We start from the raw sequence: 19,892 nt of genomic DNA, 5'->3' as shown, positions 1-19,892 counted from the left end.
CGAAAGTATAGTGGATACAAATTCTTACTCCACTTTTAAACTGTCGACCGGATTAGCTTTTGCAGCGGCTATTGCTCTGGTACATAGGGTTAGAATGGCAATTACCAGTGCGATGATCCCGGCACCTACAAGTATCCACCAGCTGACCGAAATGCGATAAGCGAACTCTTGCAGCCACTGATTCATCAATAACCATCCGATCGGCAGTGCAATTAACAGGGCTATACCGACCAGTTTAACCATATCAGAGCACAGTAGATAAACGAGGTTGCTGAGTGTTGCACCTAATGTTTTGCGTATACCGATTTCTTTTATTCGCAATTGGATAGCGAATGTGATTACACCAAATAGCCCTAAACAGGCAATAACGATAGACAATAAGGCAAAAATTAAGAGAATTTGACCCTGTTTTATTTCCGAATTGTATTGCTGTTCAAAGGTTTTATCTAAAAATGTGTATTCTAAAGGATAATCGGGGACATATTTACTGTAAACTTTGTTTATATGCGAAATTGTATGGTCTACATTTGTCGATTTCATGCGAATATAAATATTATCCATTTCCATTTTATTAGCTGGAAGTTCTAGGATAAGAGGCTCTATTTTGTGCTGAAGCGAATAAATATGAAAGTCGCTGACGACCCCGATAACAGATTTCAGGATAGATTTTCCAGTTGTGTCTCTTCCAAATTCGATCCTTTTGCCTATCGCGTTTGTCCAGCCTTGTTTTTTTGCAAATGCTGCGTTTATAATGACAGAGGCGCTATCTGTTGGCATGGTACTGTCGAAATTTCTTCCCTTAACCAGTTGAATATGCATTGCTGGGATAAAATTAGGGTCAATTTTTAAGGTATTGGCGAGTGTAAAGTTGGGATCAATTTTTCCATTATTTTCAACATTGAAAGTTCCCACGCCAATGTCGTTTTTCCCAATTGGATTGCTGGCGAACGCTACTTCTGTGATATGGCTATCTTCAAGTAAGCTATTTCTGAACTCGTCGCCTTTATTGCGAGTGGATTCATTGTCCAGATGGAAAACCATGACCTGATTTTTGTCGAAACCCAGGTTTTTTGTAGTCATAAAATTCAATTGTAGAAAAATCACCATGGTGGATACAATAAGCAATACTGCGATTACAAATTGAAAAACCACAAGTGATTTTCTCAGTAGATGTTGGAAGCCATGTGTTCCGATCTGATTTTTTAGCGAAGGAATAGTCTTTAGTCCTGCAAGTATTAAAGCTGGATAAATACCGGTAGTGAATACTAAAAATACGATAAATGGAAGTACAAACAGTAAGGTTTTCCCTATTCCAAAATGCCATAAATCCAATTGCTTACCGATCATTTGGTTTAGCCATGGAAGAAAAGTTGAGGCCAGCAATATGCTTAACAATGCTGCACAAAAGATGATTAAAGACGTTTCAACAAGAAACTGCTTGGTTAGATTTAAAGTGCTGGATCCGATTACTTTCCGGACGGCAATTTCTCTCATCCTTATTGAAGCCTGCGCCGTCGTGATATTAATATAATTTACGATCGCAATTAAGAGTACTAATGCACCGACAATGGAAAAGATGTAAACATATTTGATATTGCTATTATTGCCGAGCTCATAACTTAGATTAGAATGCAGATGGATATCCGTAATTGGTTGTAATTCGATTTTATAATCAAAATCGAGATTCCGTCCATGAATATATTTTTTTACGATGTAAGGAAGTTTTTTTTGAAGTTGGGGCAAGTATGACTGATCTTTTAATAGTACGTAAGTATAAAGGTAAAGTTGATTCCAATCAGGATTAAAGTCTTTTGAAAAGGAACGGATAGCTCTGAAGCTGAAATGTGTATTTTGAGGTACATTTTGTATAACAGCCGTGACAAGGCTGGGTTCAGATTTATTGAAATAAAGCGTTTTATTGACTGCTGTTTCTACGGATCCAAACAATTGTACGGCTAAGTCTTCTGTCAGTACAATAGATTGGGGATTAGCCAATGCCCTTGCAGGATTGCCAGCAAGAAAATTATAGTCAAATAGATTGAAGAAATTCTTGTCTGCGAGGAAGATTTCGTTGACTTTTGTTTGTTGATTATCAATGGTAATTATGCCTCCGCCCTCGATATCGAATCGGGTGGCTTCTTTTACGCCGGGAAATTCATCTTTAATAACATTTGCAAGGGGACCTGCAGTTCCTGTTATATCAAAGGAACCGCCATCCCATTTTCCGTGAGAAACAACGCGATATATACGGTCTGCCTGCGTAAAATAACGATCATAACTCAATTCATCATTCACAAATAAGAGGATAATCCAACATGCGGCTAGGCCCAACGATAATCCTAGTATATTGATTAAGGAGAAGATTTTGTTTCTGAACAATTTCCGCCAACCGACTTTTAAGTAATTATACATGATTTCCTAATTTTAATCTTAAAAATTCATTGCATTTCATGTCATTTTTATCTCATGCAACATGCTTGAGATCAATTGGTTTTAAACGCATCAATAGTTTTGCCTAAACTTTAAGTTTTTGATGTTCAGTGTTTTGTTTGTTTTTGTAACCGTATTAAATTGTTCGATTGTGAACAATACTGTTCGCTTGCGAACGGAGAATGGAAAATTAGATTACTTCTAGAAGATACGCTGAAATACATATTATAGGTCAAGAAAATAACGAAATAATTTCTACAATTGACCAAATGTTTTTACAGTTTTTTTTAGTTTTGATAAATTATTAATCGTTAGTTTATGTGTAAAATTATCTTTTTTATTGTATGTTTTTCTGTATTCAATATCTGTCGTGCCCAAAACAAGGAAGTAACCAAATTAGTCGATCAATTCATCGATACACTAGAGGCTCATTCTTTTATGCGTAGTAGAGTCGATTTCGATAAAATGCGTCAAGAAACAAAGTTGAACGTCAGGAATATTAATTCGACTGATTCATTAATGCCAACTTTTAAAAAGATAGTTGCAGGTTTAAATGATCATCATTCGAGTGTACATAGAGTTAAAGGTACCACAGATGAATTGGCGTTAATTAAAAAGTATGCTTCCACAACCTACGCACAACTAGGGATGCCTGGGCCAAATTTTCAGCATCGATTGATCGAAGATAAATATGCATACATTAACGTTCCTGGTGTTGATCTGGAACATCGCATGTATATTGACACTTTACAAAAGCAGTTGCTTGAACTAGATGGAAAACAACCTAAGGCTTGGATTATTGATTTAACGGAGAATGAAGGTGGTAGTTGTGCTCCGATGATCATTCCCTTTCATGCTCTCATAGATACCACACAAACCTTTTGTTATTTTGATGGAACATTGGACAAAGACGGAAAGGAGGTTTTGGTAGATAAATTTCAGATTCCCCAAAATGGTTTATATATAGACAATGATGTGGAAGCAAAGTATTTTAAATTTGATACTGTTCAAGTCTTACCGCTTGTAAATAATAAGATACCAGTAATTATTTTGATTTCGGGAATAACGGGAAGCTCAGGAGAGATTGCTGCATGTCATTTTTTAGGACAAAAGAATGTGACCGTCATCGGAACAAAGTCAGCTGGTTTAACATCAGGTAATGAACTTTATTATGTAGATAAAGGATATTCCATTAATTTAATGACTGCCTTGTTGCACAATAGAAAAGGAAAATCGTATGATGTTGGAGAACGAATAAATCCAGATATAACGATTACGTATCCGGAGAATATTCAAAGCCGTAAAGAACAACATCAATATATATTAGAAAATAAATCAATATTTATCAATAAGGCACTTGAGTTTTTAACCTCTGGAGGTATTTAACTTCTATTAGAACATTTTTTCGCTATCAGCTTATTGTTTTAATCTTCAATACGCATTTGTTGGATCAATTTGAGAGCTTGTTCTTTCCAGTCTCCGATAAAGGGCTCAAGATCTGAATAACAGTTTTCATAAGTATAAGACCATTCTTTAATTTGGTCATCTGGTAAATAAATTGAGAGATAGCTTTGCTCATCGTTCTCAGTTTTAAATGCATAAACTAAATACTTTTTATTATTCTCGGTCAATTGTCCCAGATAATCAATTTGTTGCGACTGCATATCCCATTCGGATTCCATGTAATCGTTTACAACAATTTTTCCAATTTCAATTTGCTCCTTATACCTGGGGGCTATCAAATCTTCGCGTTTTTTCTCTTTAAGCCCCCTCATCAATACTCCTCTTTGCGATATATTAACATTGATGCTATCCATTAATTTTTGATTCAATGGCAGACCGAGAACCAAAAATTCAGTTGCGGTGGAGGCTCGCAGATAACCTATTTGTGTATTAGCGAGCAACTGATGTTGATATTTTAGTAGTGAATCTTTTTGATCATATAAACCCAGTATTTTCACATAATCGCTTATCCAATAAGGATCGAAACTATCCTCTGATTCCTGTTCGGAAGTAAATTTGGACAGGTCTTTGGCTAGATATTTCATTACATTCGGCAGATAAACCTTTACCATTTCACGGCTATTGCGCATAGTGCTGTCCTTAGCGATTTCTAAACAAATATTTAATAGTGTAGGTCTGTAATTATCGATAGCAAATAATGGAATGACCTGTTCTAAATTCTCAGCTACGTATTTATGGGAAGTGCGTAAAGGCTGTAGTAATTGCCATACTTGGTAATCAACATCGGGTCGATGATGATTTAATGCCTGGAGATACCATTCAAGCTGTGTTGAATCTATTTCATAGATGGTCGGGAAGATTGCGATTTTGATCAGGTCTGGTGTTGTCGGATCCTTAAGTATATTTTTTAAAAGAGGTATGCTCCGTTCATCATGATTCTTTACCAAACTATAGATCAGGTTTCTTCGAAGCCCACTGTTCTGCTCGTCATCGACCTGTTTTCGGACCAATGTTTTATAAATTAGTGCTAGGTCATTTTTATCAAATTTGTAACTGAGCTCTAATGTGTTTTTTGCGTTTTGGCTAACGAGAGAATCAGCGCTATAGATATCTTCAAAAAGAGTTGCTGCTTTTGAGCTATATACGTCAAAGTTCGCTGTAGTACCTGTATAACGGACGGATTTGATAATCCTGTTTATATCTATTTTTTCAACTGTTTCTTGTGTGCCGATAGCATCAAATCCATAGGATATATTGCCTCTGATCCAGATCGCTTTTTTATGATAGTTAGCTGTTAATGAATCGCTACTTGTGTAGATTGCAGCGGTTATATTGTCGGATCGTAGTGTGTCGTAATGGACCATTTTCTCAGATTTCTTTTTTGCAGTAGCCTGTATTTCGGCATATAAACTGTCGGTTTTTTCCAGCCGATAATATTTAGGCAGTTTAGTGATTTCCAAGAGAAAGGATGTGCTTGAATTGCTGTCGGCTGCGGCATAAATATGAGATTCGCTATCAAGTTGCTCAGCTACATCCTCATTTTTTATCTTTATCAACGATGTAGCAGGAAGTTTTAGCTTCATACTGTTTACGGTGAAATCTTTCCAGTCGGCTTCCTTAAAAGGAACCATACGGAAGGAATTAAAAAAAGCGCTATCCATTTCTTTATTATTCTTATCTAGGTTTTCCTGAAGTACCTGATAAATTCGGTTCCCGCGGACCCATGTTTCTGCGAATAGGTTTGATTTGTTCAATTGGGCTTTTATTGCCATGCCCGTTATATTCTCCTTCTCCCTTGGCTCAACAGAGGTAACGGTAAGCGCTGGATTTTTTTTAAGGCTGTTTTTGAGCGTTTTCAGCATCAAGGATCTGTCAGTCATGATATAGCCAATCGGATAATCGTGATACTGAACCATATAATTTATTTTTCGATCCCTATCCATTGAAAAATAATTATGTATGCCATATTGGAGCTGTTTATCTCCAAGCTGCTCTGAACCTGTCTGGTAAAGGTATTGAATTTGCGTCGGCATTTTTATTGCAAAAGCACCAATGTCATTGACAGATTCATCTATTTCAGCAGGGCGGTCGAGAGGAAGGATTGTGAAGCCATTGAAAAAGCGGTCCGACAAATACCTGTCTAATGGACTTTTGCTGGTAAAGGCCGATAAGCTATATAATGTATTGTTCTTTAGCCAGAATTCCCATTTAACCTCCATGCCATTATTTGCGGTGATCAACTGCATACCTTGGGCACCATCTTTTTCAAGAAATTGCTGAGATACAATAGGGAACTTGCTTTTGGCAGTTTTTCTTTCGTATTCTTGTTTTAAAATTTCTTTCGCAGTAAGTCCATTCAGATCACCAACAAATTGAGCCGACACCATCAGTTCTGTTTCTGTGCTCAGATCACCATAGATGATGTTTGTTGCACCCAATGTATTTATCCTGTAGATATAACTTTTTGGTAATTGGACAGTATATCCAAAGATAGAGTCCTTTTGGGGCATCCATTCCATCGTACTGAAGTCTATTTTATATTTAGAAGCCAGATCTGTTTTTTTTGTCTTAACGGGGCGGAGCTTATAGCCTTCATTTTGTAAAAGGTGGATGAGTCCTAGGTCACCTGCAAGATGAGCGGCCCCCACGACCGCGCAGAGCGTACCTTTATCGAGCTGCAAAATTATATTTTTTAGCATCGTGTTATTCCTTCTTTGCATTTCTTCAAGATCAATATGGGGTGAAATCGCGTTCCAAACACCAGCCAGGTCTCCAGAGCTATACAGTTGCATCATATCCTCCAGATACTTATAGTATTTTGTACTATCACTTTTGTTCGCGAGATGAACCAATTCGTTACTACCATCAACATCCAGTTGATTTTCTATTGGCTCGAGGCCAACAATATATTTTCGTTGCGATTTGGCTAGGCCATAGAGATAAGCATCCAGTACGGCGGTAATATCGTCCGGTTTATCGTTGCTGGGATTCATGAGATATTTAACAATAAGCGGAGAAGCCATTTGCTGGGAATCCGGCATCACACCATACTCCTTTTGATAGCGTTTTACAAACTCTTTTTTTTGTACTTCGGTAAGCGCTATCTTTTTAAGTGTTGATTTTTTGCTGTATCGAAAATCCCATATCTGTTTATACAGCGTATCGGGGTGTACTTCCAAAGCCAGTGCATCTGTATTAGCAATAGCCACAAATATAGAATCATTGCTATTGATCAGACGCCGGTCTTTTAAATGTACAGAGCCTAACAGGTAAGAAGGTTTAGTTAGCCCCTTTCCGGTAATCTCCCATAAAAAGCTTGTGTATTTTGTTTCTTGAGCATTAGCGTTGCTTATAAACGAAGTGAGACAGGAAAAAATAAACACCCATAAAAGGAGTTGCGTGTATTTTGTGGCGCTGACAGATTTATACATTTGGTTGATAGATCAATATTATGGTTCTAAGAAATGAAGCTAAAGCTATTTACTTGGTAGCATATCTTACTATGGCTGAAAATTGAATTGATCGTATAAGATTCAAAATCAAAATAATCTATTAAAAATAAATAAATTTCAGTAGATGCGCAACAGAACCTCCTTTAAAATCTTTTGTTCACAATTGTTGAATCCTGGTTTTCAGTTTTAATTAAATGAGCGTAATTCAGGAAGTATAATTCATCTTTTAGCCCGCATTTAATAGGGTGTACGCATTTGAACAATATCGCTATAAACTGTTCGCTTCCGTACAGCGACTTTTTCTGAAAAAGATATGGAATATGCTTTAAAAGGCTATAGAAGCCGTTATTGAACGCACAGGACAACTGGTATAGTATTTGGCACGAAGCTAATAAAATTGATCTTATGTTCTTTATGCATTTTGAAGTTCACCTTTTCATTTCAGTCATTCACCGAGTTTTACCCGTTGTTGATCTAAAGTCTGTGAGCAAGAAGTATCTAGAGCAGTAATTTTGAATCAACAAATAAGAATAGAAAAAACTTACACGATAAAATAAAGATATTATGAAAACGCTAGTAAAAACAATCGCAGCAGCAGCCTTAATCGCAATTTCAACATGTGCTATGGCAGCTGAAGGTCCCGGATCAAAATCAGCAAAAACAAACGTTAACCTATCAACAGCAGACTTTGCTTTAGAGCACTATGTTGCTGTAATGACTGAAGGTGAATCGGCTGGTGTAGAACAATTGTTTGCTGAGGATTTTAATCAAAAGGTCCAAACGGCAAACCTGAAGTCAAATAGCCGTAGTGAAGTGGTTAAGTCCTTGAAAAAACAAAAAGGCGAGAAGCTAAACTGTACAGTGAATACAGACGTTCTTGAAGAATCAGCAGCTTATATGGTGGCCAGGGTTACCTTGAAATTTGAGGATTTCACCAAGACCGATCTAGTGACTTTTGTCCGTGAAGGAAATGACTGGAAAGTGTCCAAATCGATCAATTCGTATAAATAGGAGTCATTTTAATTCAATATATAAGTTGTAGGGCCACATCAGGAGATGTGGCTTTTTTTATTTTATTGCGGACAGTTCGTTTTTCTAACTCTAACTTACGAAACGTGGGCTAACATTCAGCATCGTTATACGTGAATTTGCTAATCATCATTTGCTTCTTTCGGGACAAATGCTCACTTATGGCAGGAACCAAGTTATCTTATAGATACGTATCCCTTTGCTGTTTCTTTGCTTTTTTACCAATGAAACACCAATGAAACACCGAAGAAACACCGAAGAAACACCAAAGAAATAGCAGACGAAGCCCAAGCCAATCCCAAAGAAGACCCGAACAAAGAGCAAAGAAACACCAAAGAAACACCAAAGAACCGGCAAAGAATCAGCAAGGAATAAGCATAGCAATTTCATTAAAAATTCTCTTTTTTAACTAAATCTTGACCAATAGTGGTGTATCAGTTAATTGAGTGAAATCAATGAAATACGACGAATATTCTTAAGTTTGCGGCATTAACCTGTATTATATTCAAAAAGTGATTCAATTTAGTTTAGACACTCGGTTGAAGTTCCCACTTTAATAGTTATAGCATAAAAAGCTTGTTAATATCAAATGAACACAAATAGATTATTGTTATTTTTATTATTGCTATCCGTCACATTGAAAGGCTATGCTCAAGAAGCATTTGAAGGCGAAATTATTTATCAAAATAGCTTTCAAAGTAAGAATTCAAGCGTCACTAGTGAACAAATGAAGATTCTTCTAGGTGATAAGCAAGAATATTTTATTAAATCGGGGAATTATAAATCGTGCACAAATGGTGTCGGTATAACAATGCAGTTATATATTGGTGAAACCAATAGACTTTACAATAAGACGAGCCGATCCGACACACTTTATTGGTTTGATGCCGATGTGAAATCAGATGCAGTTATAAGTTATGAGCTCGTTAAGAATAAAGAGAAAATATTGGGGGAAGATTGTGATGCCTTGATTTTAAAGACGCAAGGTGGGCAGACAACCTATTTCTACACATCAAAGTACCCTGTTGATTTTACGAAGTATCAGATGCATAGTTATGGAAACTGGAACTACTATTTATCAAAAGCCAAGTCTGTTCCATTGAAAATTGTGGTCGATAATGAGCAATTCAAAATGGAATCGGTAGCTCAAAAGATAGAAGCAAGGGAACTTCCTGACGATTTTTTTGCAATATCAGTCGATACACCGATAAAGAAAGCGAAATAAATTAACTTGGTCAGCAGACAGTAATCTTTTGCTAGGCTTTTTATGCGGTGTGCGTATGCGAACAATCTATTTTGAAACTGTTCGTATGCGCACATTTTCTTTTTCGTAAAGAATCTCGAAAATGCCTTTAAATGTGCTGAGAGGCACAAATGTTTTTATTGTAGCCACTGGTATAGTATTTGGCATGCAGCAGCTAAGATGGTTGTTATATTCACCTTTACATTTCCGCCATTCACCGATATTCAAATACCGTTGGTCTAAAGTCCATAGGCCAGAGATATATTGAACTTTAGTTTTGGATCAACAAGTAAGGGTATATAGACTAACACAATAGAACAAAAAGATAGTATGAAAGCATTCGTAAAAACATTCACGGCAGCAGCTTTAATCTGCTTATCGTCAGTTGCCATGGCAGCTGAAAAGCCAGCATCAAAACCAGAAAAAATTAGCATTAATCTTTCCACAGCAGACTTCGCTTTGCAGCATTATGTTGCTGTAACGACGGCTGGAGAATCTGTGGGTTTAGAGCAATTATTTGCGGAAGATTTCAGCCAAAGGATTCAGGCTTCCAATATACAGACCTACTACGGACGCCAGGCTTTGATTAAATCTTTAAAAAAACAGCAGGGAGAAATTCTGAACTGTAAAACGCATATCAAGATTGTCGAAAAATCCACAGATTATATGATTGCAAAAATTGTATTGAAATTTGACAGCTTTAGCATGACTGACCTAGTGACTTTAGTTTATGAGAATGGCAGTTGGCAGGTATCCAAGTCAGTCCATTCCTATCAGTAAGAACCACTCTTTTATTTTTTCTTCTTGGCTCCATTATTGTATAAATTCAGTTGCCGATAGAGCAATGGAATAGCGTGTTTTGTTCTAAATCGTTGAAACGAAGCAACTATGAGGTGTAAATTACCGAATGTGCTTGAAATTCTTTAGTTTTGAATACACTAGTTAGGGATAACCCTATGTCTCCTCGGCAAAGGAACGTTTGGAACAATTCAGAAATACGGACGAACAATGATATTGAAAGAAAGAATCGGTCACAATTACCTGAAATACCTGTTTACTGGGACGCTTTCGGCTTTGCTGGTTACAGGTTATGCGCAGGAAGTGGGGAAACAACAGAAAGAAAAGAAAGAGAAACAACAGCAACAGCAACAGCAACATAGTGTGCAAGGTGGCGGCGGAGAGGTTCAAACCATGGATTCCATTGATGTCGTACGCGACTACCGGCCTATGCTGGCCGATGCGGTCAAGGTGCGCCGAAGTCCGGATATGACGCATATCAACCGCGATGCTATTGAGACGGAGCTGCGTCAAATTGCCACAGCTACCTATTTAGCGCAGCAAAAATATAAACAGGCCTATTATCACGAATTGATGAAACGGCACCCAGACGCTTCGCAAAGTAATATCGATAATTATCGCATCAGCTATCTGGCTTACGGGGCGGGAGAATATAAAAGAGCAAGCGGTATGCTGGAGGCCATAAAACCTTCGGATGCCTTTTATCAGGGGGCGATCATGACATTGGGCCATATCGCTCTGGAGACTGGCGATAAGCAAGCCGCACGAAATGCTTTTGTCAAAGCGACAAAACTGGATTTAGACCAGCAAGTGAAAGCCGATGCGCTATTTAACTATGCTAAAATCTTGTTTGCAATGGACTCCACCCAAGCGGCACAAAAAGTCCTCGAGAAATATATCGAGCAGGAAGTGAAACCTGTCGATCCGGGTTCAAAAAGAAAGGAAAGTGCCGAAACACTATCCGCTGAAATCCTACGTGGGACCACCAACTTCCATGCCGGTGTTAGTATGCTGGAATCGCTAAAAGAGCGCGGTCGGGAAGTCAATGCGATCTATCAAAAGGTCACCTACTACCGCGGACTGGAGTTTTATAACGAGCGTGCTTTCGAAAATAGCATATCCATGTTTATGCGATCTGAAAAGTTTCCGGTCAATGCTGAAATGGCCGCTCTTGCGACCTATTGGAAAGCAGAGGCCATGTATGAAGTGCGCAAATTTGGTGAAGCCGTAGAAAACTTCTCCCAATTTCTAAGCCTGCCCGTCGCTCGGAATAGCGACCTGTATAATTATGCAAATTATGGGCTGGCCTATGCGGCCTACCGAAACAACCGTTTTGAGTTGGCAGCCAATTATTTTGAACGCTTTCTGACTGCTGGAGGAAATGCGGTGGATCAAAATATACGCTATGATGTCATTGCACGTCTGGGCGATTCCTACCTGTGTCTGCGCGACTACAGCCGTGCCAACAAATACTACGATCAGCTGATCAACAGCAAAGCGCCCAATCAGGATTATGCCTTATTCCAGCGCGGTGTTTTATTTGGTCTGCAAGGCGACAATGAAACCAAGCTCAGTACGCTGCGGTCGGTGTTGAAACAATTTCCATCTTCGAACTATGCAGATGATGCGGCCTTTGAAATTCCCTATACTTATTTCACGATGGGTGATTATAGCCGTGCGATCGAAGGGTTACAGGCAATGGTCGAAAAGTACCCTCGCAGTAGTTATATTCCCCGCGCCTTAATGACCATAGGACTCGTGCAGTACAACAATGATGAGCCCGAAGCGGCGAAAGCGACTTTCCAGAAGGTGGTGGAGAAATACACCCGAACTGCCGAGGCGGAGCAGGCGATGCGTTTCATTGAAAACATCTACCTCGATCAAGGGGATGCTTCGAGCTATATTCGTTACGCTGTCGGTACCAATGTCAGTAATCTGAGTCCCGCAGAGCTTGATAACATGGCTTTCCAGGCGGCGCAGTCGCTATTCGCCAGGGGAGAATATGGAGCGGCTGTAGAAGCGATCAACGCCTATTTTGATAAATTTCCAAAACCCAGACAAGAAAAATTCGCCCGTTATATCCGTGGGGTGAGTTCGTACCGCACCGGGCATCCGCAGGAAGCATTACACGATCTAAATATCATATTGAACGACTGGACGAGCAAATATTCAGAGAATACCTTGCTGACGGTTGCTGCGCTATATCTGGATCTTAAAGAATACAATGAAGCCATTGTGCACCTCAAAAAATTGGAGCTCAACGAAGAATATAAAAAGAACTATGGCTATGCGGTAACGAACCTGATGGTGTGTTACTTCGAACTCGGCGATATGGAGCAAATGGCTAAGTATGTGAGTCTGGTCAAAAATTACAACGGGGCAACCGAGGAGGAAATAGCGAAAGCGCATTTGTACAGTGGAAAAGCTTTGTTGAAAGAAAAAAATGTAGCGTCTGCCATGAAAGAATTCAACCTGGCTGCGCTGAAGAGTCAATCGGCTATCGGCGCAGAAGCACGGTATCGCGTAGCGCTTTTGCAGTACGATAACAAGGAATATGATAAGGCGCTGGAAACAGCCTTTGATGTGATTAACAATAGGGAAGCGCAAGAATACTGGGTTGCCAAGAGCTTCCTGGTACTTGCTGATGCCTATGCGCGCAAAGGCAATGCTTTCCAGGCGAAGAGTACCTTGAAAAGTGTGATTGACAATTATGACAAAAACGATGATATCGTGCCTGCAGCGAAAGAACGCTTACAGAAGTTGAAGTAATACTTCTGAAAATTTGGCATACGCCAGATGTGATAGAATTTTTCATTTCTTTCGAATGAAGAGGATCGTATGGAACATGAACCTAAAAAGCCCGAGAACAATCGGGCTTTTTACATTAAATAGACTGCTATAAATCTGATAAGAAACCTCCCTAATAGTTATAAACGGTATAAAATCCAAGAAGAAGAGCTGTTTCTTTATCACTTAGTCTCCATAAGTAAATGATTTTATTCACATCGTCCTTCATAGCGGATTAAATCCTAATTTTTGTACAAAAACGAACCATTTCTGAACAAATCAATACCATAGCGGTAGCCTGTCGTGGCTAATTTTGTACCGTATCCCAATAAATCAGTTTTGTTGAATCAGCACACTAAATGATAAACTATAGAAGTCGCTGGCACAACAGGAATAAAATAACCAATAGACTTGAAAATATGTTCAAAAACGAAATGATAAACAAACAGCTATTCTCAAATTGGATAATAAATTTTTTTTTAACGCTTTTATTGTGCACTTCTGGATTGCTTGGTTTTTCTCAAAAAAATAAAGGGAAAAGCGGTTCGGGCAACACCGGGTATATTTTATTAAAGCCAAAATACGATGGTCATTCAGTCTTGCGCAATCCTTTAAATGGTTGGGTAATGTATGCTCCCCGTAATGCCGATGATACGTATTGGGATATCGAATATTTTGTGCCAGCATTGGGTAAAAAGGTAAAGGTCATTGATTATGCTTCGGCATGTTATGTACGCACGAGCTGGTCTTCGCTGAATCCCAGTGACGGTGTTTATGCCTGGGATGATCCAAACTCTAAAATAGGAAAGCTCCTTAAAGGCGCACAAACGAGAGGGTTGCCCATAGCGCTCCGTATTGTGGTAGATGGTCGCGACCAAGGTCAAAATACACCCAAATTTGTGTTCGACCTCGGAGCCAAATATTATTTGGAAAATGAAAATCATCCCGATAGGCAAACACCTTATCCTCAGGATGCGGTATTTAGAAAATACTATACCAAATTTATCACAGCTTTGGCCAAGGAATTTAATGATCCTGAAAAGACCTCTTTTATTGATGCCTATGGCTTGGGGAAATGGGGCGAAGCACATTATGTTGTCTATGAAGACCCCAAAATGGCAACACCCGAAAGTACTGAAAAAATAAAGGAAGAAACCCTGGACTGGGTGACCAGCTTATATGCTAACACATTTACAAAAGTTCCTTTGGTTATCAACTACCATCGTCTGGTCGGTCATCCCGAAAGTTGGGGCGCAGTCAACCCGAATAGTGAACGCTTATTGGATAAAGCTATTGATAAGGGGTATAGCCTTCGCCAAGATGCTTTTGGCATGACTGGCTATTACCAGAATTGGGAAAAGGATTTTGCCAAGAAATGGAATTTTAAGCGTCCTATCATTATGGAAGGAGGCTGGATTATTGCCCCAGGTAAGCACCGTTATTGGACAGACCCCAGTGGAAAATATAGAGAAGGTCATGACGAGGATGTGAGGACAGGTGAGTTCGACCTGTCGGCCGAAGCCCATGTCAATATGATGGACTTTAGAGCGGGGGGAGAAACTGAATCCTGGTTTAAGTCCTTTGATTTGGTTCAACGGTTTATTACAGAAGGGGGGTACCGTGTATATCCAGACCAAATCAACCTCCCTCAAGATATCAAGTCGGGAAAGATAGCGCAAATCTCCCATCGTTGGCAGAATATGGGCTGGGGCTATTTACCTAATAATATTCCACAATGGAATTACAAATATAAAGTTGCTTTTGCCCTGTTAGATGCCAAAGGGAATGTTAAAAAGATTTTTGTAGATCGTCAGAGTGAACCGTCTGCTTGGTTGAAAGGTGCTGCTGCGAGTTATAAAATAAATGCAAAAGTAGATCTACCTGCAGGGATATATAACTGGGCAGTCGCCATTGTTGATACGACCAAGGAAAATAAGCCGGCTATTCAACTTGCCCTTGATGGAGATTTGACGGCTCAGGGTTGGATAAAGCTTTCGGCATTGCAGGTAAAATAGAAAATTTTATTAACAACTAACACCTATTATGATAAAGCTGATCAATCTATCTTTGATATTGTCCCTTTTTTTTAGCCTGATAACCTCCAACCTTGTTGCACAGCAAAATATGGCCAATGTGTATGGTAGGCGAGCTCAATCCTTAAATGGAAAGTGGGACGCTATTGTAGACTTATACGACCAGGGAAGAAAAAACCAAATCTATCTGAATAAAAAAGCCGAAAGCAAGACTGATTTTTATGAATACGCTTTCGAGAATGGTCTCCGTTTAAATGTACCTTCAGATTGGAACAGTCAAATGCCTGAACTTAAATATTACGAAGGTACCATCTGGTATGGCCGTAAGTTCGATGTAGTGAAAGAAAATAACGAAAGGTTGTTCTTGTATTTCGCTGCGGTAAGTTACCGTTGTCGCATATATCTCAATGGACAAGAGATTGCACAACATGAAGGTGGTTTTACCCCCTTTCAGATTGAAATAACAGATGCAGCTAAAGAAAACGATAATTTTTTGGCAGTTGAGGTAAATAATAGCCGGCAGGTTGATGCCATTCCGGCAATGGCCTTTGATTGGTGGAACTATGGCGGTATTACCCGAGATGTCTTTTTGGTAAGCACGCCAAAAGTTTTTATCGATGATTATTTTGTGCAATTGGACAAAACCAAAGCCGATAAAATCAATGCGAAGGTCAAACTTTCGGAAACGATGGCCAATTCCTCGGTAACTATCGAAATACCGGAACTACAACTAAAACAAACGCTTAAAACAGATGCTCAGGGGGAAGTAAAAACTTCATTCCTATCGAGAAAAATCATACGTTGGTCGCCTACTGCACCCAAACTGTATAACGTGAAGATTTCAACGCGCGACGATCAAATAGAAGAGGAAATAGGTTTTCGCAATATTTGGGTAAAAGGGGAAGATATCTTCCTGAATGGCGAAGCTATTTTTCTCAAGTCCATTTCATTTCATGAGGAAATACCTCAGCGCAAAGGTCGTGCTTTTTCACAGGCAGATGCAGTGATGCTGCTTTCAGAAGCGAAAGCTTTGGGCTGTAATATGATTCGTTTGGCGCATTATCCACAAAATGAATATATCGTGAGAATGGCCGAAAAAATGGGTTTCTTGTTGTGGGAAGAAATTCCCATTTGGCAAGGCATCGATTTTGAAAATGAATCGACCAAAGAGAAAGCCGGTAAAATGATGCGGGAAATGGTTGCTCGAGACAAAAATCGTTGCGCACTAGCTTTTTGGGGAGTAGCCAATGAAACCCAACCATCCGAGCCTAGAAATGCTTTTATCAGGCATTTGATTGCTACATGCAGAGCCATTGACACGACCAGGCTTATAACCGCTGCTTTTGATCTTGTTCGTTTCAATAAGGAGAAGGAAACCTTTGTTATGGATGATCCTTTTACGAAAGAATTGGACGTCGTAGCTGTTAACAAATATTTAGGCTGGTACCACTCCTGGCCAGTTTCTCCTGATAAAGCAGTATGGGATGTGGCAAAAGGCCAGCCTTTAATTATTTCTGAATTTGGAGGCGAGGCGCTGTATGGCAAAACGGGCGAAAAGGATGTCGTCAGTTCATGGAGTGAAGATTACCAAGCGACTTTGTACAAAAACAACCTCGAAATGTTTAAGCATATTCCAAACCTGCGCGGAACTTCACCTTGGCTGCTATTTGATTTCCGTTCGCCGTTCCGTTTTCATCCGACCAACCAAGATGGCTGGAACCGCAAAGGATTGATCTCAGACCAAGGCTACCGAAAGAAAGCCTGGTTTCTGATGAAACATTATTATGATAATAAATAAGACTTCAATTACGAAACCGAGCTTAAAGAGGAGTACCACAGTGACACTATTTTTTCGATGCCTACAAAAAATAATATACTGAAAAGAATGAAAGCACCTAAACTATCGAAACACAAAATGGATGAATACAGGACAAGTATCTATAAATACTTTAAAATGATGTGCCTAATGGGGCTTTTCCTGCAGGCAGTCTTGTTAAAGGCTCAAGATGCTATCGATTTATCAGGAACTTGGAGGTTCCAGACGGACGTGATGGATTTCCGTAGAGGCTCGCTGTCCCCCCGCTATAATCATCTTTTGCAAGAAACTATTAAGCTTCCCGGTATTACCGATGATTATCAGATAGGATATAAAAATCCCTATAAATATATCGACCGTTTGACCCGAAAATACGAATACATGGGACCGGCATGGTACCAACGTGATATTGAAATCCCTGCCGAATGGAAAGGGAAAAAAATATTCCTATACTTTGAGCGTACCCACTGGTTGAGTTCAGTTTTTATAGATACCAAGGAAGTCAGCAGTATCGATTATGTAAGTGTACCCCACAACCACGATCTGAGCTCATTTGTAAAGCCCGGAAAAAAGCATCGCATGACCATTTGTATCGATAACCGGTTTCAGTATAACACACACAAATGGAACCATGCGCATACTGAATTTACACAGATTAACTGGAACGGTATTCTAGGAGAAATAAAGCTGCTGGCCATAGACCCAGTTTATCTGGAAGATCTTCAGGTATATCCAAATATAGCCGATCAGTCCATAAAAGTAAAATTACGGGTAAATAATGCGACCAAAAAACAGGTAAAGGGCAAAGTGTCTTTCGTCATCGAGGGAACAAATTACAGCCTTAAGGATGAAGTTGCATTGGTAAGTACCGATTCGGTGACCTTCGTAGAGACCACTATTCCATTAGGTAAGCATATCAAATTGTGGGATGAGTTTAACCCAAACCTCTATCGTATAAATTGTCAACTGAATACCTCTGACGGCAAAAACAGCTATCGGCATGAAAAGGCTACCACCTTTGGTATGCGTGAAGTAAAACAAGGAAAAAACCATGTACTGCTCAATAATCGTCCCATCCATTTAAGAGGCAATGTAGAAAATGCAGTGTTTCCAAAAACAGGCCATGCTCCGCTCGACGATGCCTCTTGGGAACGAATCATGGTGCTGATGAAGACGTATGGCATGAACCATTTACGATTCCATTCATGGTGCCCGCCGGCGGCGGCCTTTCGCATGGCAGACAAACATGGAATATATTTTGAAGTGGAAATGCCTATGTGGGGCAAAGATGCCGAACCCGACGAGTCCAGATATAACTTCTTCCGTAGGGAAATTAAAGCTATTTTAAAAGAATATGGCAACCATCCTTCTTTTGTTCTGTACTGCAACGGAAATGAAATTACCGGGAATTTCGACTTTATCGAGGAGCTGACTGCCGAAGGCAGAAAAGCTGATCCCCGCCATCTTTACAGCGGTTCTACGGCAAGAACACGGGTTAAATCAGATCAATATTACGTTTCCCAGCAAACCAATAAAGGGCCGGTGAAGGTGTACGAAGGTCTGCCCGGTACCGATTGGGACAAGAATTTGGAATCTGATGTCGATGTGCCCGTCATTTCACACGAGTCAGGGCAACGTTGTATTTATCCAAATTTTGATGAAATAAAGAAATATGCCAACAGTCCCGTAGAGGCCCGCAATTTTGAAGTATTTAGCGATCTATTACAAAAAAATGGCATGTTGGACCAAGCAAAGGATTTCTTCAGAGCATCTGGTGCGTTGACCGTGCTGGAGTACAAAGCCGTGATCGAAGCCCTGTTGCGATCAGGTAAATCGGCCGGTTTTCAGCTTTTGTCGATGAATGACTTTCCGGGACAAGGGTATGCGCCCGTGGGGATCTTCGATCCTTTCTGGGATTCGAAAGGATTGGTAACAGCAGAAAAATTCAGCGAGTTTTGTGCGCCAACGGTCGCTCTACTGCGCTACGATAAAAGCAGTTTTTTCAACACAGAAACATTTCGGGGTAAAGCCGAGGTATATAACTTTAGCAATTCTGCACTTGAAAATGCGAAAATTAAATGGTGGTTGACCGATACCGCTGGCAGCGTATTGAAAAAGGGAACGCTGAAAAGGCAAACCATTGCCAACGAAAATGTATCGCCGGTAGGTGAATTTGAGATTTCCCTAAAAAATATCAGCACCCAAAAAGTTACGGTTCATCTTGCGGTAAACGATAGCATTAAGAATAGCTGGGACATTTGGGTATATCCAAAGCATCAACATCTGATGCAGTCTACAGCTAATGTATTGTACACCGATGTCTACGATGATGCTGCAAAAAGGCAGTTGGTACAGGGTAAAACCGTGGTTCTTTATCCTTCTCCAGACCAGGTGAAAGGTCGAAAGTCACTGTTTCACAATCATTTTTGGAACCCCATTATGTTTGCATGGGCACCGATGACCATCGGCAACCTGGTTCATCATAAGCAGGCCATGTTTAATGATTTTCTTACTTCATACCATAGCGATTGGCAGTGGTGGGATATCCTGAACCATGCAAAAGTAATTGAAATGCAACATGCACCACAACAACTGCGTCCCTTTATACAGGTCATCGACAGCTACGACAACAACCAGAAATTGGGTATTGGTTTTGAAGCCAAACTGCACGGCGGGAAATTGCTGGTACTGGCATTGGATACCAAAAATGATATGGATAACCGTCCCGCTACCCAACAATTGTTGTACAGTATCGATAATTATGTAAAAAGTGAGAAATTCTCGCCGCAAGTGGCTGTGGACGAAACTTTTATTCAATCATTTTTAGAGAAATAAGAAAG

10 protein-coding genes are annotated in these 19,892 nt (G+C 39.7%); 8 read left to right on the top strand and 2 right to left on the bottom strand.

Annotated features, from left to right (window positions below; all coding sequences use genetic code 11):
- Window positions 1-24 precede the first annotated feature (24 nt).
- On the bottom strand, window positions 25-2,412 hold the full coding sequence (locus B2X72_RS01565) for an ABC transporter permease (RefSeq protein ID WP_286848134.1): 2,388 nt from the start codon (window positions 2,410-2,412) through the stop codon (window positions 25-27).
- A gap of 336 nt (window positions 2,413-2,748) precedes the next feature.
- On the opposite strand from B2X72_RS01565, the gene B2X72_RS01560 reads away from it, so the two are divergent.
- Window positions 2,749-3,816 carry a S41 family peptidase gene (locus tag B2X72_RS01560; RefSeq protein WP_088160526.1) on the top strand — a complete coding sequence of 356 codons (1,068 nt, stop codon included), beginning with the start codon at window positions 2,749-2,751 and terminating at the stop codon, window positions 3,814-3,816.
- Window positions 3,817-3,854: 38 nt separating this feature from the next.
- On the opposite strand, the gene B2X72_RS01555 is transcribed toward B2X72_RS01560, so the two are convergent.
- Complete coding sequence (locus tag B2X72_RS01555) at window positions 3,855-7,325, bottom strand: TraB/GumN family protein (protein WP_286848133.1); 3,471 nt, start codon at window positions 7,323-7,325, stop codon at window positions 3,855-3,857.
- A 585-nt stretch (window positions 7,326-7,910) separates the two neighbouring features.
- On the opposite strand from B2X72_RS01555, the gene B2X72_RS01550 reads away from it, so the two are divergent.
- From B2X72_RS01550 to B2X72_RS01520, 7 genes are all read left to right on the top strand, one after another.
- Entirely contained in the window at window positions 7,911-8,357 is a 447-nt protein-coding gene (locus tag B2X72_RS01550) for a nuclear transport factor 2 family protein (protein WP_286848132.1), read from the top strand.
- A 607-nt stretch (window positions 8,358-8,964) separates the two neighbouring features.
- Window positions 8,965-9,600, top strand: coding sequence for a hypothetical protein (locus B2X72_RS01545; RefSeq protein WP_286848131.1), 636 nt, complete (start codon window positions 8,965-8,967; stop codon window positions 9,598-9,600).
- A gap of 348 nt (window positions 9,601-9,948) precedes the next feature.
- Window positions 9,949-10,398 carry a nuclear transport factor 2 family protein gene (locus tag B2X72_RS01540; RefSeq protein WP_286848130.1) on the top strand — a complete coding sequence of 150 codons (450 nt, stop codon included), beginning with the start codon at window positions 9,949-9,951 and terminating at the stop codon, window positions 10,396-10,398.
- 228 nt (window positions 10,399-10,626) lie between these two features.
- Complete coding sequence (locus tag B2X72_RS01535) at window positions 10,627-13,185, top strand: tetratricopeptide repeat protein (protein ID WP_286848129.1); 2,559 nt, start codon at window positions 10,627-10,629, stop codon at window positions 13,183-13,185.
- A gap of 644 nt (window positions 13,186-13,829) precedes the next feature.
- Window positions 13,830-15,218 (top strand): DUF4832 domain-containing protein, encoded by a 1,389-nt coding sequence (locus tag B2X72_RS01530; protein ID WP_286848128.1) that lies wholly within the window; start codon window positions 13,830-13,832, stop codon window positions 15,216-15,218.
- Window positions 15,219-15,246: 28 nt separating this feature from the next.
- A complete protein-coding gene (locus B2X72_RS01525) occupies window positions 15,247-17,034 on the top strand; it encodes a glycoside hydrolase family 2 protein (protein ID WP_286848127.1) in 1,788 nt (595 codons plus the stop codon).
- A gap of 87 nt (window positions 17,035-17,121) precedes the next feature.
- Window positions 17,122-19,887 carry a sugar-binding domain-containing protein gene (locus B2X72_RS01520; RefSeq protein WP_286848126.1) on the top strand — a complete coding sequence of 922 codons (2,766 nt, stop codon included), beginning with the start codon at window positions 17,122-17,124 and terminating at the stop codon, window positions 19,885-19,887.
- Window positions 19,888-19,892: the final 5 nt, after the last annotated feature.

Source organism: Sphingobacterium sp. UBA7253 (genome assembly GCF_002472745.1).
GTDB lineage: Bacteria > Bacteroidota > Bacteroidia > Sphingobacteriales > Sphingobacteriaceae > Sphingobacterium > Sphingobacterium siyangense.
Note: the sequence above shows the minus strand (reverse complement) of the source record. Positions and strands in the feature narration are given on the sequence as shown.

Coding starts and splice junctions, on each gene's coding strand:
- B2X72_RS01565 (WP_286848134.1), bottom strand. CDS start 2,412: ATGTATAATTACTTAAAAGTCGGTTGGCGGAAATTGTTCAGAAACAAA.
- B2X72_RS01560 (WP_088160526.1), top strand. CDS start 2,749: ATGTGTAAAATTATCTTTTTTATTGTATGTTTTTCTGTATTCAATATC.
- B2X72_RS01535 (WP_286848129.1), top strand. CDS start 10,627: ATGATATTGAAAGAAAGAATCGGTCACAATTACCTGAAATACCTGTTT.
- B2X72_RS01525 (WP_286848127.1), top strand. CDS start 15,247: ATGATAAAGCTGATCAATCTATCTTTGATATTGTCCCTTTTTTTTAGC.
- B2X72_RS01530 (WP_286848128.1), top strand. CDS start 13,830: ATGTATGCTCCCCGTAATGCCGATGATACGTATTGGGATATCGAATAT.
- B2X72_RS01550 (WP_286848132.1), top strand. CDS start 7,911: ATGAAAACGCTAGTAAAAACAATCGCAGCAGCAGCCTTAATCGCAATT.
- B2X72_RS01540 (WP_286848130.1), top strand. CDS start 9,949: ATGAAAGCATTCGTAAAAACATTCACGGCAGCAGCTTTAATCTGCTTA.
- B2X72_RS01555 (WP_286848133.1), bottom strand. CDS start 7,325: ATGTATAAATCTGTCAGCGCCACAAAATACACGCAACTCCTTTTATGG.
- B2X72_RS01520 (WP_286848126.1), top strand. CDS start 17,122: ATGAAAGCACCTAAACTATCGAAACACAAAATGGATGAATACAGGACA.
- B2X72_RS01545 (WP_286848131.1), top strand. CDS start 8,965: ATGAACACAAATAGATTATTGTTATTTTTATTATTGCTATCCGTCACA.